Below are 23,746 nucleotides of genomic sequence, written 5' to 3'. Positions count from 1 at the left end.
GACCTAAGATGATCAACGTGTCCGACCAGCCCCCGCAGCACACCCCGAGGTCCCTGATCGTCACGCTCTACGGCGCGTACGGCCGGTTCGCGCCGGGCCCGGTGCCCGTCGCCGAGCTGATCCGGCTGCTGGCCGCGGTGGGGGTGGACGCGCCCTCCGTCCGTTCGTCGGTGTCGCGGCTGAAGCGGCGCGGACTGCTGCTGCCCGCCCGCACGGCACAGGGTGCGGCCGGTTACGAACTCTCGGCCGACGCACGGCAGTTGCTGGAGGACGGGGACCGGCGCATCTACGCCACCGCGCCCCACCCCGACGAGGGCTGGGTGCTCGCCGTGTTCTCCGTGCCCGAGAAGGAGCGGCAGAAGCGGCACGTGCTGCGCTCGCGCCTGGCCGGTCTGGGCTTCGGCACCGCCGCCCCCGGTGTGTGGATCGCCCCGGCCCGGCTGTACGAGGAGTCCCGGCACACCCTGGGCCGCCTGGGCCTGGACGCCTACGTGGACTTCTTCCGCGGGGAGCACCTGGGCTTCTCCCCGACCGCCGAGGCGGTGGCACGTTGGTGGGACCTGGCCGCGATCGCCGAGGCGCACGAGGCGTTCCTCGACCGCCATGCCGGCGTGCTGCGCGACTGGGAGCGCCGCCCGGACACCCCGCCCGAGGAGGCGTACCGGGACTACCTCCTGGTCCTGGACTCCTGGCGCCACCTCCCCTACGCCGACCCGGGCCTGCCGGCCCGGCTGCTGCCCGCCGACTGGCCCGGCACCCGCTCGGCGGCCGTCTTCCGGGCCCTGCACGAGCGCCTCCGGGACGCCGGCGCCGCCTTCGCGGCCCAGGAGCAGACCTGAGCCGGTCTGAGCCGGTGGCGTGATGCGCGTCACTTCCGTCCGCGACAAGGGAACCCTCAGCCGCCTCCGACCCTCTTCTCAGGTTTCCTGCCTAGCGTCCTGACCCATGAGTCTCACGCATAGCTTGAACCGGGCCCTCACCGTCACCACCGGCCTCCAGGTGCGGAGAGCTCCCCGGCCCGCGGCGCCGAAGCCCGCGCCGGAGCCCGCCGAGCGCCGGGCGGCCCCGTACCGATGTCCGTCGGGCGAGGACCTGACGACCGAACGGCTGCTGCGGCGACCGGTCTTCATCATCTCGTCCATCCGCTCCGGCTCCACCCTGCTGCGCATGATGCTGGGCGCCCACCCGCGGCTGCACGCCCCGCACGAGCCGCACCTCGGCCGAATGGAGGTCACCTGCACCAACTGGTTCTCGCAGCGGGCGATGGGTGCCCTGGGCCTGGAGCGCGGCGACCTGGAGCACCTGCTGTGGGACCGCGTCCTGCACCGCGAACTGGTCCGGTCCGGCAAGGACTTCGTCGTCGAGAAGACGCCGGCCAACGTCCACATGCACCGGCGCCTGAAGGACTGCCGGCCCGACGCCCGGTTCGTGTTCCTGCTGCGCCACCCCGAGTCGATCGCCCGCTCCTGGCACGAGAGCGACTCCGTCAAGCGGCCCTACGACAAGGCCGTCAGGGACGTGCTGCCCTACCTGGCCGCCGTCGAGGAGGCCCGCACGGCCGACGCCGACGGCTTCACCGTGCGCTACGAGGACATCACCGCCGCCCCCGAACGGGAGATGCGCCGCCTGTGCGCGTTCCTCGGCCTCGACTACGCGCCGGCCATGCTGCACTGCGGAGAAGAGCGACGCCGAACTGGTCAGGGGCCTCGGCGACTGGCGCGACAAGGTCCGCACCGGCACGGTGCAGCCGGGCCGCCCGCTGCCCGAGGCGGACCGGGTCCCCGCGGCGCTGCGCGCGATGTGCGCGGCCTGGGGCTATCCGTCCTGAGCCGGGTCAGTCGCGCAGCGCGAGCCGGGGCTTGGGGGCGTCGGTGCGTCCGGTCTGCGGGCGGCGGCTGCCCGCCCGGTAGGGCGCCGGCCAGACGGCACCCGGGCCCGTGTAGCCCTGCTCGGCCGCCGCGTGCAGCGTCCAGTGCGGGTCGTACAGGTGGGGGCGGGCGAGGGCGCACAGGTCGGCGCGTCCGGCCAGGATCAGCGAGTTGACGTCGTCCCAGGAGGAGATCGCGCCGACGGCGATCACCGGGACCCCCGCCTCGTGCCGGACGCGCTCCGCGAAGGGCGTCTGGTACGACCGCCCGAACTCCGGCCGTTCGTCGGCCACCACCTGCCCCGTGGACACGTCGACGGCGTCGGCGCCGTGCGCGGCGAAGGCGCGGGCGATCTCCACGGCGTCGTCGGCGCTCGTGCCGCCCTCGGCCCAGTCGGTCGCGGAGATCCGGACGGTCATGGGCCGCTCCCCGGGCCAGACGGCGCGTACGGCGTCGAAGACCTCCAGCGGGAAGCGGAGCCGCTTCTCCAGGGTGCCGCCGTAGGCGTCGGTGCGGCGGTTGGTGAGCGGGGAGAGGAAGCCGGAGAGCAGGTAGCCGTGGGCGCAGTGCAGTTCGAGCAGGTCGAACCCGGCGCGCGCGGCCCGGACGGCGGCGGCCGTGAACTGCTCGCGCACGTCCGTCAGCTGTGCCCGGGACAGCTCGCGCGGGATCTGGCCGTCCGGCCGGTACGGCAGCGGGGAGGCGGCCACGAGGGGCCAGTTGCCCTCCGGGAGCGGCTCGTCCATGCCCTCCCACATCAGCCGGGTCGAGCCCTTGCGTCCACTGTGCCCGAGCTGCACGCCGATCGCGGTGCCGGGCGCCCGGGCGTGCGCGAAGTCGGTGATCCGCCGCCATGCCTCGGCCTGCCGCCCGGTGTACAGGCCGGCGCAGCCGGGGGTGATGCGGCCCTCCGCGCCGACGCACACCATCTCCGTCATCACCAGTCCCGCGCCGCCCAGCGCCCTGGCGCCCAGGTGGACCAGGTGGAAGTCGCCGGGGACGCCGTCGACGGCGGAGTACATGTCCATCGGGGAGACGACGACGCGGTTGCGCAGGGTCAGACCGCGCAGCCGGAACGGGGTGAACATCGGGGGTGTGCCGGGCGGGCAGCCGAACTCGCGCTCGACGGCGTCGGTGAAGCGGGGGTCGCGCAGCCGCAGGTTGTCGTGGGTGACGCGGCGGCTGCGGGTGAGCAGGCTGAAGGCGAACCGGCGGGGCGGCAGGCCGGCGTACCGCTGGAGGTCCTCGAACCACTCCAGGCTGGCGCGGGCCGCCCGCTGGGTCGAGGCGACGACGGGACGGCGCTCCTCCTCGTAGGCGGCCAGGGCCTCCTTGAGCGAGGGCTGCTCGTCCAGGCAGGCGGCGAGCGCGAGGGCGTCCTCGACGGCGAGCTTGGTGCCGGAGCCGATGGAGAAGTGGGCCGTGTGGGCGGCGTCGCCGAGAAGGACGACGTTGCCGTGCGACCAGCGCTCGTTGACGACCGTGCGGAAGGTGGTCCACGCCGACCTGTTGGACCTGAGCGGCCGGCCCCCGAGGGCGTCGGCGAAGATCCGGGCGCAGCGATCGGCGGACTCCCGCTCGTCCGCCTCGTGGAAGCCGGCCGCCCGCCACACCTCCTCGCGCATCTCGACGATGACGGTGGAGGCGTCGGCCGCGTAGGGGTAGCCGTGGAGCTGCACGACGCCGTGCTCGGTCTCGGCGATCTCGAAGCGGAAGGCGTCGAAGGCGAAGTCGGCGGCCAGCCAGATGTAGCGGCAGCGGTGGGCGGTGAGACGGGGGCGGAACACCTCCGCGTAGGCCTCCCGGGTGGTGCTGTGCACCCCGTCGGCGGCGACGACGAGGTCGTGGGTCCGTGCGAGCCGGTCCGGGTGCGGGGCCTCGGCACGGAAGCGGAGCTCCACGCCGAGGTCGCGGCAGCGGGTGTGCAGGATCTCCAGGAGGCGGCGGCGGCCGAGGGCGGCGAAGCGGTGTCCTCCGGAGGTCTGGCGGGTGCCCCGGTGGACGATGTCGATGTCGTCCCAGCGGACGAAGTCCCTCCGCAGGGCCGCGTAGACCTCCGGGTCGGCGTGTTCGATGCCGCCGAGGGTCTCGTCGGAGAGGACGACGCCGAAGCCGAAGGTGTCGTCGGGGGCGTTGCGCTCCCAGACGGTGACCTCGCGGCCGGGGTCGAGGCGCTTGAGGAGGGCGGCGGTGTAGAGGCCGCCGGGGCCGCCGCCGATGATCGCGACGCGGTCGGGACGGTCGCGCCCGTCGGGCGGGTGCGGCGTCGTCGCGGCCGGGCGCGCCCCGCGGCGGAGCCCCTGATCGGCACCGCCCCGCGCCCCTCGAGTCGGTACGGCCGAGGTCGGCATGGAGCTACCGTCCCCTCCACTTCGGCGGGCGCTTCTCCGTGAAGGCGGCGTGGAACTCCGCGTAGTCCTCGCCGTTCATCAGGAGGGCCTGGGTGGCGGCGTCCAGTTCCACCGCCGCCGCCAGGGGCATGTCCAGCTCGGCCGTCAGCAGCGCCTTGGTCTGGGCGTACGCGAGGGCCGGGCCGTCGGCGAGGCGGCGGGCGAGGGTCCGCGCGGCCTCGCCGGAGTGGCCCTCGTCGGTGAGCTCGCTGATCAGGCCGATCCGCTCGGCCTCGGGTGCCCGCACCGGTTCGCCGAGCATCAGCAGGCGGGTGGCGTGGCCGAGGCCGACGACCCGGGGCAGCAGGTAGGCGGCCCCCATGTCGCCGCCGGACAGGCCGACGCGGGTGAAGAGGAACGCGAAGCGGGTGCTGGGGTCGGCGACGCGGAAGTCGGCCGCCAGGGCGAGGACGGCGCCCGCGCCGGCCGCGACGCCGTGCAGCGCGGCGATCACCGGGAAGGGGCACTCCCGGACGGCCCGCACGACCTGGCCGGTCATCCGGTTGAAGTCCAGGAGCTGCGCGGTGTCCATGGAGAGGGTGGCGCCGATGATCTCGTCGACGTCCCCGCCGGAGCAGAAGCCGCGGCCCTCGCCGGCCAGCACCAGGGCGCGTACGGACCGCTCCCGGGACAGCTCGGCGAGCAGGTCGCGCAGGTCGGCGTAGGCCTCGAAGGTCAGCGCGTTGAGCTTCTCGGGGCGGGCCAGGGTGACGGTGGCCACACCGTCGGCGAGATCGACGCGCAGATGCCGCCAGTCGGAGGTGCGGCCGGCGGAGCCGGTGAAGGGACTCATGACGGGCGGCCTCCTGGGACGGGCACGGCATCACTGAGGGCTGCCCTTCGAAGCTATCACCGATCCGTGACCGTCGTCATGAGTGCGCGATAGGCCGACGGAGGCGGACGATCGGCTTCCGTCACATCCGTCACCGGACGTCGACGGGCCGGTAACGGCGGGAGCGGCCGGGCGAGGCGGGGCGTTCACGGGGGTACGCCGCCCGGTACCGGGGTCGAAGGTCCCGCGTGGTGCCCGTCGAAGGGCTCTGCCGGGCGGCGCCGTACCATTCATAAGGTTGCAAGCAGGACAGGACCGCCTGCCCCGGAACGGACTAGCCGTGCACGATCGCCCCTCTGCCCCCGCCCTCTGGCGCATCGCGCTGCCGCACACCACCGCGGCCGTGCCGGTGGCCCGTGCCCTGGTGCGCTCGGCGCTGGCCGAACTGGAGCACACGGCCGACGGCGACACCGCGGAGCTGCTGACGGCCGAGCTGGTCGCCAACGCCGTCGAGCACACCTCGGGCGGGGCCCCGATCGAGCTGGTGGTGGAGCTGCTGCCGACCGGCTGCCAGGTCGAGGTGCACGACCCCGACCCGCGGCCGCCGCGCGACCTCACGCGCCCCGACCAGGAGCCGCCCGACCCCTGGCAGGAGCACGGGCGCGGTCTCCTGCTGATCCGCGCCCTCAGCTCGTCCTGCGGTCACCGCCCCACCGACTCCGGCAAGGCGGTCTGGTTCAGGCTGCCTGGGGTTCCCGCTCAGCGGCGTCGCCCTCCGCGGTGAGCCCGGCCCGGGCGAGCCGGGAGTGCCGGCGCCCGTAGGCCGTGTAGACCAGCAGGCCCACCGCGAGGAACACGGCGAACTGGAGCCAGGTCGCCGGGCCCGTCTCGTAGATCAGGTAGAGGCAGAAGCCGACGCCGAGCAGCGGCGTCACCGGGTACAGCGGGACGCGGAAGGTGCGGGCGAGGCCCGGCTCGCGGCGGCGCAGGGCGATCACCGCGACGTTGACGGCGACCATCGTGGCCAGGGTGCCGATGGTGCACAGATTGACCACCGCGTCCAGCGGCGCGAAGGCGGCCGGGAGCGCGAAGAGGACGCCGACGATCAGCGTGCCGGCGACGGGCGTGGCCGTGCGCGGCGAGACCTTCTCGAACACCGGCGGGACGAGTCCGTCGCGGGACATGGACAGCAGGATGCGGGTCTGGCCGTACATCACCGCGAGCACCACCGAGGCGATGGCCACCACCGCGCCGAAGGCGACGACGCCGCCGCCGACGGCGGAGCCGGTGACCCGGTCGACGACGTACGACAGCGCGGCCGGCCGGTCGCCGACCTCGCCGCCGCCGACGGCGCCGATCGCGGCGAGGGCGACCGCGCAGTACAGCAGGGTGACCAGGCCGATGCAGACGAGGATGGCGACCGGGATGTCGCGGCGCGGGTTCTTGGCCTCCTCACCGGCGGTGGTGATGGCGTCGAAGCCGATGTACGAGAAGAAGGCGGCCGTGGTGCCGGCGCCGATGCCGCCGAGGCCGGCCGGCGAGAACGGGGTGAGGTTGCCGTCCTCGAAGGCGAAGAAGCCGATGGCGCAGAAGGCGACGAGCACGGCGAGCTTGAGGACGGCCATCGCCGCGGTGGCCCGGGCGCTCTCGCGCACGCCCCGCACCAGCAGCACGCAGGCCAGGGCGATGACGATCACCGCGGGGAGGTTGACCAGGCCTCCGTCACCGGGGCCGGCGGAGAGCGCGTGCGGGAGCTGGAGGCCGATGACGCTGTCCAGCAGTTCGTTGACGTACTGGCTCCAGCCGACCGCGACCGCGGAGACCGACACGCCGTACTCCAGCAGGAGGCACCAGCCGACCAGGAACGCGGTGCGCTCGCCGAGTCCGGCGTAGGCGAAGGAGTACGACGATCCGGAGACGGGGATGGCGCCGCCCAGCTCGGCGAACGCGAAGGCGGTGAAGACGCAGGTGATCGCGGCGAGCACGAAGGAGACGACGACGGCCGGGCCGGCCTCGGCGACCGAGTCCGACAGGCCGACGAAGATGCCGGTGCCGACGATGGCGCCGACGCCGAAGCAGACGAGCTGGAACAGCCCCATGGTGCGCTTCAGGCCGTGGCCTTCGCGGTCGGCACCGGATTCGGCGACGAGGAGGTGGGGCGACTTGACGCGGTGAGCGGGCATTGCGGGTGGTGCTCGTTTCTGGTGGTGCGGGGCGCGACGGTGGTCGCGGCCGGCGGCCCGGAAAGGGGTGGCTCCGGACCGCCGGACAGCTTGTCGGTGCTGCTCAGGCGAGAGTGGCGACCAGGACGGCCTTGATGGTGTGCAGCCGGTTCTCCGCCTCGTCGAAGACGACCGAGTGCGCGGACTCGAAGACCTCGTCCGTGACCTCGAGGGAGTCGAGGCCGTGGGTCTCGAAGATCTCCTGGCCGACCTTGGTGCCCAGGTCGTGGAAGGCCGGCAGGCAGTGCAGGAACTTCACGTCCGGGTTGCCGGTGGCCCGCAGCACGTCCATGGTCACCGCGTAGGGGGACAGCGCGGCGATCCGCTCGGCCCAGACGTCCTTGGGCTCGCCCATGGACACCCAGACGTCCGTGACGACGAAGTCGGCGCCGCGGACGCCCTCGTCCAGGGCCTCGGTGAGGGTGACGCGCGCGCCGCTCTCCTCCGCGAGCCCCCGGGCCGTGTCGACGACCTCCTGGGCGGGCCAGTAGGCCTTCGGGGCGACGATGCGCACGTCCATGCCGAGCAGGGCGCCGGTGACCAGGTAGGAGTTGCCCATGTTGAAACGGGCGTCGCCGAGGTAGGCGAAGGAGATCTCGGGCAGGGGCTTGCCGCTGTGCTCGGTCATGGTGAGCACGTCGGCGAGCATCTGGGTGGGGTGCCAGTCGTCGGTGAGGCCGTTGTAGACGGGCACCCCGGCGTACGCGGCCAGCTCCTCGACCTTCTGCTGGCTGTCGCCGCGGTACTCGATGCCGTCGAACATCCGCCCGAGCACGCGGGCGGTGTCCTTCACCGACTCCTTGTGGCCGATCTGCGAGCCCGCGGGGTCGAGGTACGTGGTCGAGGCGCCCTGGTCGGCGGCGGCGACCTCGAAGGCGCAGCGGGTGCGCGTGGAGGTCTTCTCGAAGATCAGCGCGATGTTCCTGCCCCGCAGGTACGGTGTCTCGTTCCCGGCCTTCTTGGCGGCCTTCAGCTCCGCGGCCAGCGCGACCAGACCGCGGAACTCGTCCGCGGTGAGGTCGGTCTCCTTGAGGAAGTGGCGGCCGGCGAGGGCGGCCGGGACTGTCGCCATGGGGGCGCTCCAGAGGTACAGGGACAGGGACTCCTGGAAGTATATACGAACTTCTGAATTTATATACGGACCGTCCTTCCTAGACGGCCGCCCGCTCCACCGGACAGCTCATGCAGCGCGGCCCTCCCCTGCCCCGGCCCAGCTCGCTGCCCGGGATCTCGATCACCTCGATGCCCTGTTTGCGCAGGTGCGTGTTGGTGGTGGCGTTGCGTTCGTAGGCGACGACGACCCCCGGCTCGACGGCCAGGACGTTGCAGCCGTCGTCCCACTGCTCGCGCTCGGCCGCGTGGACGTCCTGCGTCGCGGTCAGGACGCGGATCTCGCCCAGTCCGAGCGCCGCGGCGATCGCGCGGTGCATGTGCTCGGGCGGATGGTCGGTGACCTTCAGCTCCTTCTCGCTCACGCCCGGTTCGATGGTGTAGGAGCGCAGCATGCCGAGCCCGGCGTACTGCGTGAAGGTGTCGCCGTCGACCATCGTCATCACGGTGTCGAGGTGCATGACGGCCCGCCGCTTGGGCATGTCGAGGGCCACGATCGTGCGGGCGGAGCCGGCCGCGAACAGCTTGTGCGCGAGCATCTCGACGGCCTGGGGCGTGGTCCGCTCGCTCATGCCGATGAGCACCGCTCCGTTGCCGATGACCAGCACGTCGCCGCCCTCGATGGTGGAGGGGTAGTCGGCCTGTCCCTGTGACCACAGGTGGAACGTCTCGTCGCGGAAGAGCGGGTGGTGCCGGTAGATCGCCTCGAAGTGGACCGTCTCGCGCTGCCGGGCGGGCCAGCGCATGGCGTTGATGGAGACGCCGTCGTAGATCCAGGCCGAGGTGTCGCGGGTGAAGAGGTGGTTGGGCAGCGGGTCCAGCAGGAAGTCGTCCAGCTCCATGACGTGGAAGCGCACGGAGGTCGGCTCGGCGTGTGCGTCCAGGAACTCCCGCTTGGTCATGCCGCCGACCAGGGCCTCGGCGAGCTCGCGGCCGGGCAGGGTCTCGAAGGCGGCCCGGAGGTGGTCCGTGGCCAGCACTCCGTACTTCTTCTCGTCGAAGACCCGGTCCAGGACGAGCCGGCGGGCCGCCGGGACGTCCAGGGTCTCGGCGAGCAGGTCGCCGAAGAGGTGCACCTCGACCCCGCGGTCGCGGAGTACGTCGGCGAACCCGTCGTGCTCGGCGCGCGCCCGGCGCACCCAGAGCACGTCGTCGAAGAGAAGGGCGTCCTTGTTGCTGGGGGTGAGCCTTTTGAGCTCGAGATCCGGCCGGTGCAGGATGACGCGGCTGAGCCGCCCGGCTTCGGAGTCGACGTGGAATCCCATGCCTCCATCCTCACCATTCGGGCGCGCGTTCACCCCCCGCTCGCGCGGATACGCCGGTCTTCGCGCCCGGCCGGGGCGCCCGGCCGGGGCGGTGGGCGGGCGGACGGCGGCGCGCCGGCCTTCCCGGCGCGCCGCGCGCCCGGCGCTCACCCGCCGCGGCGGGTGAGCGGGTTCACAGCCGCGGGTCCACCGGCTCCGACTCCAGCGCCAGGACGCCGAAGACCGCCTCGTGCACCCGCCACAGCGGCTCGCCGTCCGCCAGCCGGTCCAGGGCCTCCAGGCCGAGGGCGTACTCCCGGATCGCCAGGGACCGCTTGTGGTTCAGGAACCGCTGCCGCAGCCGGGCCAGGTTCTCCGGGCGCGTGTACTCGGGGCCGTAGACGATCCGCAGGTACTCGCGGCCCCGGCACTTGACGCCGGGCTGCACCAGTCGGCCCTTCTGGTCGCGCACCAGCGCACCGAGGGGCTTGACGACCATGCCCTCGCCGCCCCGGCCGGTCATCTCCAGCCACCAGTCGGTGCCGGCACGCACCGACTCGGGGTCGCCGGTGTCGACGTAGAGCCGCCGGGTCGTGCGCAGCAGGCCGGTGGCGTCGTGCTCGACGAGCCGGTCGACGAGGGCGAGCTGCTCGTCGTGCGGCAGGGCGGCCAGGCTGCGGCCCTGGACGGCCAGGACCTGGAACGGGGCCAGGCGGACGCCGTCCAGGCCGTCGGTGGGCCAGCAGTAGCGGCGATAGGCGTCGGTGAACGCGGCGGCGTCGGCCGCCCGGGCGCGCTGGCGGTCCAGCAGCGCGGAGAGGTCGACACCGCGCGCCGCGGCGCTCTCCAGGGCGGCCAGTGCGCCCGGGAACACCGCGGCCGAGGCGGCGCCCACGGCGGCGTACTGGGAGCGCAGCAGCCCGGAGGCCTTCAGCGACCAGGGCATCAGCTCGGCGTCCAGCAGCAGCCAGTCGGTGGACAGCTCGTCCCACAGTCCGGCCTCGCCGATCGCCGTGCGCAGCCGGCCGAGCACCCCCTCGGTGAGGGATTCGTCGTCGAGGAAGGGGCGGCCGGTGCGGGTGTAGAGCGCGCCGGTGGGGCCCTCCACCCCGAAGCGGCGGCGCGCCGCCTCCGCGTCGCGGCACACCAGGGCGACGGCCCGCGAGCCCATGTGCTTCTCCTCGCACACGACCCGCGCCACCCCGTCGGCCGCGTACTGGGCGAAGGCCTCCTCCGGGTGCTCCAGGTAGCCGTCCACCTCCGAGGTGGCGGTCGGCGCCATGGTCGGCGGGAGGTACGGCAGCAGCCGCGGGTCGGTCGCGAAGCGGCTCATGACCTCCAGGGCCGCCGCGCCGTTCTCCTCGCGCACGGTGACGCGCCCCGCGTGCCGGGTCTCCACGGCCCGGCGGCCTCGGACGTCCGCCAGGTCCAGCGGCCGGCCGTCGTGCCCGCCGGGTGCCTCGGTGCGCAGCGGCCTGGCCGGCTCGTACCAGACGCGCTCGGCCGGTACGTCGACCAGCTCGCGCTCCGGCCAGCGCAGCGCGGTGAGCCTGCCGCCGAAGACGGCGCCGGTGTCGAGGCAGATGGTGTTGTTGAGCCAGGTGGCCTCGGGGACGGGGGTGTGACCGTAGACGACGGCGGCGCGGCCGCGGTAGTCCTCGGCCCACGGGTAGCGCACCGGCAGGCCGAACTCGTCGGTCTCGCCGGTGGTGTCGCCGTACAGGGCGTGGCTGCGGACCCGGCCGGAGGTGCGGCCGTGGTACTTCTCCGGCAGGCCGGCGTGGCAGACCACGAGCCGGCCGCCGTCGAGGACGTAGTGGCTGACCAGGCCGTCGATGAAGTCCCGCACCTCGGCGCGGAACGCGTCGCTCTCGGCGTCCATCTGCTCGACGGTCTCGGCGAGTCCGTGGGTGTGCTGGACCTTGCGGCCCTTGAGGTGGCGGCCGTACTTGTTCTCGTGGTTGCCGGGTACGCACAGCGCGTTGCCCGATTTGACCATGGACATCACGCGGCGCAGCACGCCGGGGCTGTCCGGGCCGCGGTCGACGAGGTCGCCGACGAACACGGCGGTGCGGCCCTCGGGGTGGACGCCGTCCGCGTAGCCCAGCTTGCCGAGCAGCGCCTCCAGTTCGGCGGCGCAGCCGTGGATGTCACCGACGATGTCGAACGGGCCGGTGAGGTGGGTCAGGTCGTTGTACCGCTTCTCGGTGACGACGGTGGCGTGCTCGATCTCCTCGACCCCGCGCAGGACGTGCACCTTGCGGAAGCCCTCGCGCTCCAGGTGGCGCAGGGAGCGGCGGAGTTCGCGGGTGTGGCGCTGGACGACCCGGCGGGGCATGTCGGCGCGGTCGGTTCGGCCGGCGTTGCGCTCGGCGCAGACCTGCTCGGGCACGTCGAGGACGACGGCGATGGGCAGGACGTCGTGCTTCCTGGCCAGGTCGATCAGCTGACGCCGGGCGTCCTGCTGCACGTTGGTCGCGTCCACGACGGTCCGGCGGCCGGCGGCGAGCCGTTTGCCCGCGATGTAGTGCAGGACGTCGAAGGCGTCGCGGCTCGCGCTCTGGTCGTTCTCGTCGTCCGCGACCAGTCCCCGGCAGAAGTCGGAGGAGATGACCTCCGTGGGCGTGAAGTGGCGGCGGGCGAAGGTGGACTTGCCGCTGCCGGAGGCGCCGATCAGCACGACGAGGGAGAGGTCGGTGACGGGCAGGGCGCGGTCCCGCACGGTGGTGCCGGTGGTGGTCATGCGGCCTTCGCCTCCTTGTCGTTCTTCTCGTGGACGGTGGTCAGGGTGAACACGGCCATCTGGGTGGGCGGGCCCACCTCGGGGTCGTCGGGCCCGACGGGGCGGAACTCCACGCCGTAGCCGTGCCGTTCGGCGACCGTCAGTGCCCAGGTGCGGAACTCCTCGCGGGTCCACTCGAAGCGGTGGTCGCGGTGGCGGACGTGGCCGGCCGGGAGGGACTCCCAGCGCACGTTGTACTCCACGTTCGGCGTGGTGACGACGACGGTGCGGGGGCGGGCCGAGCCGAAGACGGCGTACTCCAGCGCGGGCAGCCTCGGCAGGTCGAGGTGCTCGATCACCTCGCTGAGCACCGCGGCGTCGTATCCCTTGAGGCGCTTGTCGGTGTAGGCGAGGGAGCCCTGGAACAGGTGCACGCGCGCGGCCTGGCGCTCCCCCATGCGGTCCAGCTTCAGCCGGCGGGAGGCGATGGTGAGCGCACGCACGGACACGTCCACGCCGGCGATCTCGGTGAAGCGCGGGTCCTTGAGCAGCTCGCGCACCAGGTGGCCCTCGCCGCAGCCGAGGTCGAGGACGCGGGCGGCGGCGGCGTCGCGGAGCGCGGCGAGGATCGCCTCGCGGCGCTGCACGGCGAGCGGGGTGGGCTTCTCCTCGGCCTCCGGGGCCACCTCCTGCGCGACGGCGTTGTCGATCTCCCCGACCTCGCTGTCGTCGGTCTCGGCCAGCCGGACGAGCTCCAGCCGCGTCATCGCCTCGCGCGTCAGCGACCAGCGGCGGGACAGGTAGCGGTTGGTGATGAGCCGGACCTCGGGGTGGTGGTACAGCCAGGCTCCGCCGGCCCGCATCAGCTTGTCCACCTCGTCCGGGGCGACCCAGTAGTGCTTGGCGTCGTCCAGCACCGGGAGGAGGACGTACAGGTGGCGCAGCGCGTCGGACAGGGTGAGCGTGTCCGCCCGGAGCGTCAGCCGCACGTAGCGGGAGTCGCCCCACTCGGGGAACTCGGTGTCCAGCGGGACGGGCTCCGCGGTCACCGCCCAGCCGAGCGGCTCGAACAGGCGCCGTACGAGGTCGGGGCCGCCGCGGGCGGGCAGTGCGGGCACCTCGACGTGCAGCGGGAGCGGCTCGGCGGCCCGCTCGGGGCGTGCCGTGCACACGCCGCGCAGGGCGCTGGAGAAGACGTTGCCGAGTGCCACGGCGAGGAGGGAGGAGGCCGCGTAGGGGCGGTCGTTGACGTACTGCGTGAGTGCCGCGTCGGGGGCGCCGCCCCGGCCCTTGCCCTTGCCGCGCCGGACCAGGGCCACGGTGTCCACCTCCAGCAGGAGCGCCGCCGTGCAGCGCTGTTCCTCCGCCTCGGGGTAGAGCACGTGGGCCGTGCCGAAGGAGGTGGAGAACGTCTGCGCCTTGTCGGGGTGCTTGTGCAGCAGGTAGCCGAGGTCGGTCGCGGGGCGCTCGGGGGTGCCGGTGGTGGTGATGGTCAGGAACATGCGGAGGGCCTCTCCGGCTGGGCGGACACAACTGCGCCGTCGTACGCGAAAGCCCCCAGGGGTGGTGATCCTGGGGGCTCGGCAGGACGACGGTCACACCATCGCACAGGGCGGCCGTGGGGCGCCTTCGTTTATCGCGGGAGGTCAGGACAGCTGCGTCTGCACCTGGGAGGAGATCAGTTCCAGGTGGTCCAGGTCGTCGAGGTCGAGGACCTGGAGGTAGATCCGCTGGGCACCGGCGGCGGCGTAGCGGCCGATCTTGTCGACGACCTCGGCCGGGGAGCCCGCCAGCCCGTTGGCCTTCAGCTCGTCGACCTCGCGGCCGATGACGGCGGCCCGGCGGGCGACCTCCGCGTCGTCCTTGCCGACGCAGACGACGAGGGCGTTGGAGTAGGTCAGCGCGTCGGCGCCGCGGCCGGCCTGCTCGGCGGCGGCCCGCACCCGGGCGAACTGGCGCTCGGTGTCCTCGATCGAGGCGAACGGGATGTTGAACTCGTCGGCGTACTGCGCGGCCAGCCGCGGGGTGCGGGTGGCGCCGTGGCCGCCGATGAGCACGGGGACCTTGGCCTGCGCGGGCTTGGGCAGCGCGGGTGATTTGGTGAGGTCGTAGTACTTCCCGTGGAAGTCGAAGGTCTTGCCGGCCTCCGTGGCCCACAGGCCGGTGACGATCGCCAGCTGCTCCTCGAGGCGGGCGAACTTCTCCTTGGGGAAGGGGATGCCGTACGCCTTGTGCTCCTCCTCGAACCAGCCGGCGCCCAGGCCGAGCTCGACGCGGCCGCCGGACATCCGGTCGACCTGGGCGACCTGGATGGCGAGCACGCCGGGCAGCCGGAAGGTGCCGGCCGTCATGAGCGTGCCGAGCCGGATGCGCCGGGTCTCGCGGGCCAGGCCGGCGAGAGTGATCCAGGCGTCGGTGGGACCGGGGAGGCCGTCCGCGGAGCCCATGGCGAGGTAGTGGTCGCTGCGGAAGAAGGCGTCGAAGCCGAGGTCCTCGGTGGCCTTCGCCACGGTGAGCAAGGTGTCGTAGGTGGCCCCCTGCTGGGGCTCGGTGAAGATACGGAGTTCCATGCCTTCCATCCTGCCTGCTCGGGCGGCGTCCGCCGGACAGGCTCCGGCGTGCCACGTCGCGGACCCGGCCGCCGTCGGGTGAACGGGCGACGGCCGCGCGCCGCGTCCCGCGGGAGGCGGTCAGCCCGCCTCCCGCGCCGGTGCCGCCGCGTCCCGGTCCGCCAGTCTGCGCAGCATCTCCAGGACCCGGTCCCGCGACTCGTCCGCCGCGTCGATCGCCTCCATGCACTGCCAGTACGTGCCCTCGTCCTCCACCGTGCAGGCGATGCCGACGAGGGCTATGCCTATCTCGCCGAGCAGCGTGCCGAGGCACATGAGTGCCTGGCGGGCGTCGCCCAGCTCGGTGAGCTGGGCGGCGCGCAGTTCGCCCGGCGCCAGGGCCGGGGTGCTCAGCACCCCGCAGCCACGGCCCGCCAGTTCGGTCAGTCCCAGGGCCTCGCCGCGCAGTTCGGGCGGTCCGTGGACCGCCAGCCGGCTGCCGATCGCCTGGGCCAGGGCCTGCGCCTGCCACACCTCCGTCAGTATGTCCGGCACCTCGCCGCCGGCGGCCAGGGCCCGCCCACTCGTCACGATGAGCCGCACCGCGTCCATGCGCTGCCCCCGTCTGCCCGGACGCGCGTGCGGCGCGTCCACTCGAACTCCGTTGTTCACTACCCAGAGTGAAGGCGTGTGGGGCGAAAAGCCAGAGCTGGGCAGAAATATTCGGACAACAAAGAGGATACGGACCCGCATTCGACTGCGGAGAGTGATAACGGAGTGTGTGACTCCCCGATTTCACCCCGGCGTCAGCCTCCGTGCCCCTCCCGCCGGTCGTGCCCGCCGGCCGCGGGGAACCGGGACTCGTTGCGGTCGATCTTCGCGTCCAGCGCGGCGAGCGGGTCGATGCCGAGCACCTCGCAGAACTGGAGCAGGTACGCCAGGACGTCGGCGACCTCGTCCCGGACGCGGTGCGCGGACCCGGGGTCGTCCATGACGCGGGCCGACTCCTCCGGCGTCAGCCACTGGAAGATCTCGACGAGCTCGGAGGCCTCCACGCTGAGGGCGGCGACGAGGTTCTTCGGGGTGTGGTACGGCTGCCAGTTCCGCGCGGCGGCGAACGCGGCCAGTCTGCGCTGGAGCGCCGCCAGGTCCGGTGAGGGGTGGGGTCGATCGGTCACGGCCCCAGGTGTACCACCGTGACGCCCGGTGCCGCCGCCCACGAGGCGTCCGCGACGGCGCCGACGAGGCGGATGTGCCCGCGGTCGCACATACGCGCCGCCAGCCGGAGCAGTTCGGCGCGCTGGCGCACGTCCAGGCCGCGGTCGAGGCCGTCGGCGAGGACGGTGAGCGTCTGCAGCGCGGCGGGCACCTCACCGGCCGGGTCGACCTCCAGCACGCCGGGACCGGTGAACAGCACCAGTGCGAGGGCGAGGTAACGCAGCTCGCCGTAGCCGAGGCGCGGGAGCCCGGTGCGGATGCCGTCGCCCCGGTCCAGCAGCGCGCGGACCGCACCGCCGGCGGCCGGTTCGGCCAGGACGTCCTCGACCGGGCCCGCGCATCCGGCCCGTACGGCGGCGACGAACTGGGCGTGCCGCCGGCCGCACTCGGTCCGGGTGCGCCACAGGACGTCGGCGAGGTTGTCGCAGCCGCCGAGCAGCCGTCCGGCACCGCTGGGCACGGGCGCGCGCATCCTGGCGGGGCGCGGGTCGCAGGCGAAGACGGAGCGCAGGGCGACCACCGTCTGCTCGGCCGCCGCGAGCACCCTGCGCTGTCCGTCCGTCTTGCCGGCCACGCGGAGCGGGAGCAGCGGGGTGCCGAGCCGGTCGTCGGGCAGCGGGGCGCGGGTGACCGGCGCCGACCCGGCCGTGTGCCAGGCGGCCTGCACGACGCGCCGGCCGGGGTCGCGCAGGGCGGTCTCCAGCAGGACGAGTCCGCCGGCCGTCAGCCGCTCCCCCACGATGCGCAGTTCGGGCTCCGCCTGCACGGCCACGTCGAGGCTCACCGGGCCCTCGGGGCCGTCGACCGTGCAGCCGATGCGGAAGCCGCGGCGCCGCTGGGCGTCGGGCCGGGCCCGCTCGGGGACGCACGCGACCGGGTCGGGGAAGACCGTGCCGAGCTCCGCGCCGCCGCCGAGCCGGGCGAGCGCCTCGTACGCGCGCAGCGCGCTGGTCTTGCCGCAGCCGCTGGGCCCGGCGAGCAGGGTGAGGGGCGCGAGCGGGATCCGGGCACGCCGGTGCCGGGCGAAGGCGGACAGCCGCAGCTCCGTGACGCACGGTCGGTCCGGGTGCGACGGGGCGGGGGCTGGGGAGGCCGTCGACGCTGACGCCGTCGACGGGGGTGACACGGCCATGTGCGGACCGTAGGGCGCCGCCCGCACGCGGAACCGTTCCGCCTGGCCGGCGTTCCTACGATCGAGGGGCGCGAGCGGGGTGTCCGTGCCCCGGGGGCGTCCGTCTCCGGCGCGCGGGGCGTGGGTGGTGCGCGGTGGGCGGGGCGGTGGGTGGTGCGCGGTGGGCCCCCGAGGGTGCGGGGGCCCACCGCCGTCACATCCCCGGGACCCCGGCCGCGCCCTCCATGAGGCCGTTCACCTCGGTCCCCGCCGGTGTCAGCAGGAACACGTTGCGGTCGACCCGGTGCATACCGCTGGCCAGGCCGAAGACGACGCCCGTGCTGAAGTCCAGCACCCGCTTGGCGACCTCGGTCTCGGCGTTGGTCAGGTCCAGGAGCACCGGAATGCCGGCCATCAGCGTCTCGGCGACCTCGCGGGCGTCCGCGAAGACGTTGACCCGCAGGACGACGAAGCGCCGGCGTGCCTCCGTCTCCGCCTCCGGCAGCGCGCGATGGCCGACCGCCGACGGCCAGGCGTCGCGCCCGCGCAACGGAACGACCTGGGCGAGCCCTTCCCACTGTTCATCGGTGACGTCGTAGCTGTTCACCGGCTCCCCCGATTCCACTCGCCTTCAATGCGTGCACCAGCCAATTCTTACGTCAACTCACCCGTTCGGCCCAACAACGACACGGACCGCGTCCTTCCGGACGCCCACCGCCACCCGGAGGTTGCCGTGACGTGCGGCGGGGTACCCGCGGCAGGCCGTGAGTCGCACCGTACATCTCGCCGAGGAGGACCCATGGGCGCACTGGACCTGCCCGAACCCGTCGTCCGGGACGGAGCGCCGCCACCGGTCGACACGGCCGGGCTGCGGGCGGCGCTGCGCGATCGGGTCGACGGCGAGGTCAGGTTCGACGCGGGCAGCCGGGCCGCGTACTCGACGGACGCGTCGAACTTCCGGCAGACGCCGATCGGCGTGGTGGTCCCGCGTACCCCCGAGGCGGGCGCCGAAGCGGTGGCCGTGGCCCGGGAGTTCGGCGCGCCGGTGCTGTCGCGGGGCGGCGGGACCAGCCTGGCCGGGCAGTGCACCAACGCCGGCGTGGTGCTCGACTGGTCGAAGTACTGCACCCGCGTGGAGTCCGTGGACCCCGGCGCGCGCACCTGTGTCGTCCAGCCCGGCATCGTGCTGGACGACCTCAACCGCCGGCTCGCCCCGCACGGCCTGCGCTTCGGGCCCGAGCCCGCCACCCACGCCAACTGCACCATCGGCGGCATGATCGGCAACAACTCCTGCGGGGCCACCGCACAGGCGCACGGCAAGGTCGTCGACAACATCGCCCGCCTGGAGGTGCTGCTCTACGACGGCACCCGCTTCTGGTGCGGGGAGACCGGTGACGAGGAGTACGCCGCGATCGAGCGGCAGGGCGACCTGCGGGCGACGGTGTACCGGCGGCTGCGGGCCCTGCGCGACACCTACGCCGACGAGATCCGCCGCCGGTTCCCGGACATCCCGCGCCGGGTGTCGGGCTACAACCTGGACTCCCTGCTGCCGGAGCACGGCTTCGACGTCGCCGGACTGCTGGTGGGCAGCGAGTCGACACTGGTCACCGTCCTGCGGGCGGAGCTGGAACTGGTGCCGGTGGTGAAGGAACGCACGCTGGTGGTGCTGGGCTTCGACAGCATCGAGCTGGCCGCCGACGCGGTGCCCGACCTGCTGCCGCACGAGCCGATCGCCCTGGAGGGCGTCGACGCCCGGCTGGTGCGCGACGAGCGGATCAAGGGCCTCAACCCGGAGTCGCTGGCCCGGATGCCCGACGGGAACGCGTTCCTGATGGTGCAGTTCGGCGCCGACACCGCCGAGGAGGCGGACGCGCGTGCGCACCGGATGCTGGAGGCGGTGCACCGCTCGGAGCACGACGCCGACTGCGCGTTCATGGACGACCCGGCGCACGAGCAGGACCTGTGGCAGGTCCGCGAGGCCGGCCTCGGCGCCACCGCCCACGTCCCGGGCAGGCACGACACCTTCGAGGGCTGGGAGGACTCGGCGGTGGCGCCGGAGAAGCTGGGCGGCTACCTGCGCCGGCTGCGGGCCCTGTTCGAGGAGTTCGGCTACCTCGGCGACACCGGGCCCAGCCTGTACGGCCACTTCGGGCAGGGCTGTGTGCACACCCGTATCCCGTTCGGCCTGTACACCGCCGACGGGGTGGCGGCGTACCGCCGGTTCATGGAGCGGGCCGCCGACCTGGTCGTGGAGTTCGGCGGATCGCTGTCCGGGGAGCACGGGGACGGGCAGAGCCGGGGCGAGCTGCTGCCGCGCATGTTCGGCGACGAGCTGGTGGAGGCGTTCGGGCGGCTCAAGGCCGTCTTCGACCCGCTGGACCGGATGAACCCCGGGAAGGTCGTGGCGCCGCACGGGCTCGACGAGAACCTGCGGCTCGGTGCGCGCTGGGCCCCCTACGAGCCCCGCGACCTGCACTTCCGGTTCCCGCACGACGGCGGCTCGTTCTCCCAGGCCGCCAACCGGTGCGTCGGCGTCGGCAAGTGCCGCCAGCACACCAGTGAGGGCACGGTGATGTGCCCGTCGTACCAGGTCACGCGGGAGGAGGAGCACTCCACGCGGGGCCGGGCGCGGCTGCTGTTCGAGATGCTCGACGGGCACGGGGACGCGGCGGTCCGGGACGGCTGGCGCTCGGAGGCGGTCAAGGACGCCCTCGATCTGTGCCTGGCCTGCAAGGGCTGCAAGAAGGACTGTCCGGCGGACGTGGACATGGCCACGTACAAGGCGGAGTTCCTGTCCCATCACTACGCGCGCCGGCCCTGGCGCAGGCCCCGTTCCGACTGGTCGATGGGCTGGCTGCCGGCGCTCGCGCGGGTCGTCGCCCGCACCCGGCTCGGACCGGTCGTCAACGCGCTCACGCACACGCCCGTGCTGTCCCGGGCCGCCGTGGCCGTCGCGGGCGTGTCGGACCGGGAGGTGCCGCTGTTCGCCGCGCAGACGTTCGAGCAGTGGTTCGCCGGGCACGAGCCGGAGGGCGACGGGCGGCGCGGCACCGTGCTGCTGTGGCCGGACACCTTCACCAACCACTTCCACCCGCACGTCGGCCGGGCGGCCGTGCGGGTGCTGGAGCACGCGGGCTGGCGGGTGGAGCTGCCGGCCGAGCCGCTGTGCTGCGGGCTGACCTGGATCTCCACCGGGCAGCTCGGCACGGCGGAGCGGGTCCTCGCCCGGACCGTGCGCGGACTGGCCCCGCACGTGCGGGCGGGCGGTCTGGTGGTGGCCCTGGAGCCGAGCTGCACGGCCGTGTTCCGGGCGGACGCGGCGGAGCTGTTCCCCGGCGACCAGGACGTGCGCCGGCTGGCCGAGCGGACGGTCACGCTTTCGGAGCTGCTGACCGGGCACTCCCCCGGCTACGAGCCGCCGCGGGTGCCCGAGCGGTCCGCGAAGGCGCTGGCGCAGGTGCACTGCCACCAGCACGCGGTGATGGGCTGGGACGCCGACCGCGAACTGCTCCGCCGGGCCGGCGTGGACGCCGAGCGGCTGGACTCCGGCTGCTGCGGACTGGCCGGCAACTTCGGCTTCGAGCGCGGTCATCTGGACGTCAGCGAGGCCTGCGCGGAGCGGGTGCTGCTGCCGCGGCTGCGGGAGGAGGACGAGGCGACCGTCGTGCTCGCCGACGGCTTCAGCTGCCGCACCCAGATCCACGAGTTCGACAGCGGCGGGCACGAGGGCGTGCACCTCGCGGAGCTGCTGGCCTCGGCACTGCCCGGCCCCGCGGGGGACGCCGGCGTGCCGGGCAGCGCGTACGGCACCGGACCGGACGTGCGCCCCGCACCGCCCGGCCGCCGGGCGCGGGCGCTGACCCTCGCGGTCACCGGACTGGCCGCCGCCGGCACGGCGACCGTGCTGGCCCGCCGGCTGCGGCGCCGCTGAACGCCGGCGCGCCGTCGCCCGGGGAGACGCGGGCCCTCCCCTGCCCCGGCGGGCGCACCCACGGCCGGCGGCCCGCCGGACGGAGGACCGGAAGAGGGCGGCGGAGTGGTGCCCGGGGCGGTGGCGACCCGGAGGGCGGTGCGTGGCATGCGGTGCGGTGCGGTCTCGCGTTAACTGAAGCGCACACGATGCACACGTACGCGCGACGGGCCGCCGGTCCGCGCCGGGAGGTGGGCGGACCATGCTTCATGGGGAGGGCCCGTGACGACTCAGCCCCTGCCGCCGCCCGCCGGGCCCGTGCCGGGACCGCGCCGGACGGCCCCGTGACGGCGCCGGAGGGTCGGGCCGCCGCACCGGAGAACGCCGCCCCGGACCGGGCCGAGCAGTCCCTGCGCGGCACCCTGCTCAGCCCCGGCTACCTGCTGCTGTTGCTGCTGTGCGTGCTGATCGGCATTCCCATCGCGCTGGCCTGCTTCTTCTTCGTCGGCCTCCAGCACGAGCTCCAGCACTGGGTGTGGACGTCGCTGCCGAAGGCCGCCGGGTACGCCACCCCGCCCTGGTGGTGGCCGCTGCCCGCGCTGGTGCTGGCGGGGCTGATCCTGGCGCCGATCGTGACCCGGATGCCGGGCGGCGGAGGGCACGTGCCGGTGAACGGCCTGGGCCAGGCGCCGGTCGGGCCGGAGGCGCTGCCCGGTGCCGTCCTGGCCGCGCTGGCCACCCTGCCGCTCGGTGTGGTCCTGGGCCCCGAGGCACCCCTGATGGCCGTCGGCAGCGGTCTCGCCCTGCTCGCGGTGCGGCGGGTCGGTGCGCGCGCGGATCCGAAGGCGGGCGCGATCCTGGCGACGGCCGGCTCCACCGCCGCGATCTCCACCATCCTCGGCGGCCCGGTGGCGGCGGCCGTCCTGCTCCTGGAGGGCGCCGGGCTGGCCGGCACCCGGATGGTCGCCCTGCTGCTGCCCTGTCTGCTGGCCAGCGCGACGGGAGCCCTGGTCTTCACCGGCTTCGGGCAGTGGACCGGCCTGACCATCGGCGCGTTGTCGCTGCCCGACGTGCCGCCGGGCACCGACCCCGACGCCGGTGACTTCCTGTGGGGCATCCCGACGGCGGCGCTGATCGCGGTGCTGGTCACGCTGGCCCGCGCGCTCGGCCGCCGCACCAGGGCCTGGGCGGAGCACCGCACTGCCGTCCGCACCGTCCTGTGCGCCACGGCGGTCGGCGTCTGCATCACCGCGTACGCCCTGATCACCGGCCGTTCGCCGGCGGAGGCGGCGTTGTCGGGGCAGGCCGCCCTCGCCCAGCTCGCCGCGCATCCGCACGCCTGGTCCGTGGGCGCGCTGGTCGCGCTCGTCGTCTGCAAGGGGCTGGCGTGGGGCATCGCACTGGGCAGTCTGCGCGGGGGTCCGATCTTCCCCTCCCTGCTGCTGGGCGCGGCCACGGCCATGGCCTGCTCCGGTCTGCCCGGCTTCGGCGTGACCCCGGCCCTCGCCCTCGGCATGCCCGCCGCCATGGCCGCGGTGACGGGGCTGCCACTGGCCAGTTCGGTGCTCGCGGTACTGCTGATGGGCGCGGACGCGCACGAGCAGATGCCGCTGATCGTCATTTCGTCGGTGGTCGCCTTCGTCGTCGCCCAGGCGGTCCGCCGGAGCCCGCCGGAGCCCGGGCCTCCGGCGGGGGCGGGGACGCAGTCGCGTCCCCGGCCGGGGCCGGAGCGGTGACCGGACGCGGGGGCGGCGGGCGGGCGCACCGGACCGGGGCCGGTGCCTCCTGGCGTTCGGCGCGTCCCTGGGTGACGAGGGCCGGTGCGGTCGTGGCCCTGGTCGCCGCCTACTTCCTGCTGCCCCTCGACCGGCTGGGCCCCCGTCATCCGGTCCTGAGCTGGCTGTTGTTCGCTCTGGGCCTGGCGGCCGTGGCCGTACTGCTGCTGCGGCAGATCCGCCACGTCCTCACCGGCCGCACGGACACCCACCCCGGCGTGGCCATCTCCCTGCTGATCCTGCTGTCGGTGCACGTCTTCGCCGCGGCCTACTACCTCCTGGCCAAGCAGCCCGGTGCGTTCGACGGGCTGCACACCCGGGTCGACTCCCTGTACTTCACCGTCGTCACCCTGGCCACGGTCGGATACGGGGACATCACCCCGCGGGGCCAGACGGCGCGGCTCGTGACGATCCTGCAGATCGTCTACAGCTTCGTCTTCCTCACCGCCGCGGGGACGGCGCTGGGCCAGCAGCTGCGTTCCCGGGTGGTCCGGGACACCGACGGCGGCGCCCCCGACGGCAAGGGCACCTCGGGCTGAGATCTTCGCCACGCCGGGCGAGGGCGCGCGGCCCCGTACGACGCGGTGCCGGCGCGGAAGTCCCCGCGGCCCCCGGGGCCGGCCGCCGGGAGGCCCGCTTGTCACCACCCTCGTGGGCGCACTACTGTCGCCACGCCTTGGTGAACGGGAAATCCGGTGAAGTACCGGTGCGGCCCTCGCCACTGTGATCGGGAAGTCCGGCTCCGGCCCTCGCGGGCAGCCACTGGGTCCTTGTGACCCGGGAAGGCGGAGTTCGGGCGGTGGTACCCGTCAGCCAGGAGACCGGCCAAGGCGCGTCGTCCATCCACGAGGTGCT

At 73.9% G+C, this 23,746-nt stretch carries 17 protein-coding genes, 1 pseudogene and 1 riboswitch; of the genes and pseudogenes, 6 read left to right on the top strand and 12 right to left on the bottom strand.

Annotated elements, in window-relative coordinates:
* Positions 1 to 8 precede the first annotated feature (8 nt).
* Both AC0VYN_RS09405 and AC0VYN_RS09400 read left to right on the top strand, forming a co-directional pair.
* Entirely contained in the window at positions 9 to 839 is an 831-nt protein-coding gene (locus AC0VYN_RS09405) for a PaaX family transcriptional regulator (protein WP_475535574.1), read from the top strand.
* 106 nt (positions 840 to 945) lie between these two features.
* Positions 946 to 1,596: pseudogene (locus AC0VYN_RS09400) on the top strand (sulfotransferase family protein); the annotation flags it as partial.
* 238 nt (positions 1,597 to 1,834) lie between these two features.
* Here the strand turns inward: AC0VYN_RS09400 and AC0VYN_RS09395 are convergent.
* Positions 1,835 to 4,219, bottom strand: a complete 2,385-nt coding sequence (locus AC0VYN_RS09395) for a bifunctional salicylyl-CoA 5-hydroxylase/oxidoreductase (RefSeq protein ID WP_475535573.1) — start codon at positions 4,217 to 4,219, stop codon at positions 1,835 to 1,837.
* A gap of 4 nt (positions 4,220 to 4,223) precedes the next feature.
* The gene (locus AC0VYN_RS09390) at positions 4,224 to 5,051 is read right to left on the bottom strand and encodes an enoyl-CoA hydratase family protein (RefSeq protein WP_475535572.1); all 828 of its coding nucleotides are present in this window, start codon (positions 5,049 to 5,051) and stop codon (positions 4,224 to 4,226) included.
* 319 nt (positions 5,052 to 5,370) lie between these two features.
* Here AC0VYN_RS09390 and AC0VYN_RS09385 point away from each other — a divergent pair, with 319 nt between their 5' ends.
* Positions 5,371 to 5,814: an ATP-binding protein gene (locus tag AC0VYN_RS09385; RefSeq protein ID WP_385469547.1), complete on the top strand. Its 444-nt coding sequence runs from the start codon at positions 5,371 to 5,373 to the stop codon at positions 5,812 to 5,814.
* On the opposite strand, the gene AC0VYN_RS09380 is transcribed toward AC0VYN_RS09385, so the two are convergent.
* From AC0VYN_RS09380 to AC0VYN_RS09335, 10 genes are all read right to left on the bottom strand, one after another.
* Positions 5,768 to 7,213 carry an amino acid permease gene (locus tag AC0VYN_RS09380; protein ID WP_475535571.1) on the bottom strand — a complete coding sequence of 482 codons (1,446 nt, stop codon included), beginning with the start codon at positions 7,211 to 7,213 and terminating at the stop codon, positions 5,768 to 5,770. The two genes, AC0VYN_RS09385 and AC0VYN_RS09380, sit on opposite strands and share 47 nt — an antisense overlap.
* A gap of 103 nt (positions 7,214 to 7,316) precedes the next feature.
* The gene (argF, locus tag AC0VYN_RS09375; RefSeq protein WP_475535570.1) at positions 7,317 to 8,324 is read right to left on the bottom strand and encodes an ornithine carbamoyltransferase; all 1,008 of its coding nucleotides are present in this window, start codon (positions 8,322 to 8,324) and stop codon (positions 7,317 to 7,319) included.
* 79 nt (positions 8,325 to 8,403) lie between these two features.
* Positions 8,404 to 9,627, bottom strand: coding sequence for an arginine deiminase (locus AC0VYN_RS09370; RefSeq protein ID WP_475535569.1), 1,224 nt, complete (start codon positions 9,625 to 9,627; stop codon positions 8,404 to 8,406).
* A gap of 172 nt (positions 9,628 to 9,799) precedes the next feature.
* The gene (locus AC0VYN_RS09365; protein WP_475535568.1) at positions 9,800 to 12,349 is read right to left on the bottom strand and encodes a polynucleotide kinase-phosphatase; all 2,550 of its coding nucleotides are present in this window, start codon (positions 12,347 to 12,349) and stop codon (positions 9,800 to 9,802) included.
* Positions 12,346 to 13,830, bottom strand: a complete 1,485-nt coding sequence (locus AC0VYN_RS09360) for a 3' terminal RNA ribose 2'-O-methyltransferase Hen1 (RefSeq protein WP_475535567.1) — start codon at positions 13,828 to 13,830, stop codon at positions 12,346 to 12,348. Before AC0VYN_RS09360 ends, AC0VYN_RS09365 begins: the two co-directional genes overlap by 4 nt.
* A 144-nt stretch (positions 13,831 to 13,974) precedes the next feature.
* Positions 13,975 to 14,898: an LLM class F420-dependent oxidoreductase gene (locus tag AC0VYN_RS09355; RefSeq protein ID WP_475535566.1), complete on the bottom strand. Its 924-nt coding sequence runs from the start codon at positions 14,896 to 14,898 to the stop codon at positions 13,975 to 13,977.
* A 120-nt stretch (positions 14,899 to 15,018) separates the two neighbouring features.
* Entirely contained in the window at positions 15,019 to 15,489 is a 471-nt protein-coding gene (locus tag AC0VYN_RS09350; protein WP_385468128.1) for a DUF6099 family protein, read from the bottom strand.
* 194 nt (positions 15,490 to 15,683) lie between these two features.
* On the bottom strand, positions 15,684 to 16,055 hold the full coding sequence (locus AC0VYN_RS09345) for a nucleotide pyrophosphohydrolase (RefSeq protein WP_475535565.1): 372 nt from the start codon (positions 16,053 to 16,055) through the stop codon (positions 15,684 to 15,686).
* Positions 16,052 to 17,227: an AAA family ATPase gene (locus tag AC0VYN_RS09340; protein ID WP_475535564.1), complete on the bottom strand. Its 1,176-nt coding sequence runs from the start codon at positions 17,225 to 17,227 to the stop codon at positions 16,052 to 16,054. Before AC0VYN_RS09340 ends, AC0VYN_RS09345 begins: the two co-directional genes overlap by 4 nt.
* 193 nt (positions 17,228 to 17,420) lie before the next feature.
* A complete protein-coding gene (locus AC0VYN_RS09335) occupies positions 17,421 to 17,813 on the bottom strand; it encodes a cell division protein SepF (protein WP_475535563.1) in 393 nt (130 codons plus the stop codon).
* Between the two features lie 192 nt (positions 17,814 to 18,005).
* Between AC0VYN_RS09335 and AC0VYN_RS09330 the strand changes: the two genes are divergently transcribed.
* The 3 genes from AC0VYN_RS09330 to AC0VYN_RS09320 all read left to right on the top strand — a co-directional run bounded on the left by AC0VYN_RS09330 (position 18,006) and on the right by AC0VYN_RS09320 (position 23,430).
* A complete protein-coding gene (locus tag AC0VYN_RS09330; RefSeq protein ID WP_475535562.1) occupies positions 18,006 to 21,137 on the top strand; it encodes an FAD-binding and (Fe-S)-binding domain-containing protein in 3,132 nt (1,043 codons plus the stop codon).
* A 323-nt stretch (positions 21,138 to 21,460) separates the two neighbouring features.
* Positions 21,461 to 22,852 (top strand): chloride channel protein, encoded by a 1,392-nt coding sequence (locus AC0VYN_RS09325; RefSeq protein WP_475535561.1) that lies wholly within the window; start codon positions 21,461 to 21,463, stop codon positions 22,850 to 22,852.
* Between the two features lie 71 nt (positions 22,853 to 22,923).
* Positions 22,924 to 23,430, top strand: coding sequence for a potassium channel family protein (locus AC0VYN_RS09320; RefSeq protein WP_475535560.1), 507 nt, complete (start codon positions 22,924 to 22,926; stop codon positions 23,428 to 23,430).
* Positions 23,431 to 23,551: 121 nt separating this feature from the next.
* Positions 23,552 to 23,735, top strand: a riboswitch (cobalamin riboswitch).
* Positions 23,736 to 23,746 lie beyond the last annotated feature (11 nt).

It is taken from the genome of Streptomyces sp. 63XJN7_1_ISO-PGPR-S23-121, from assembly GCF_056173025.1.
The sequence above is the reverse complement of the archived record's forward strand: the minus strand, read 5'-3'. Positions and strand labels throughout refer to the sequence as shown.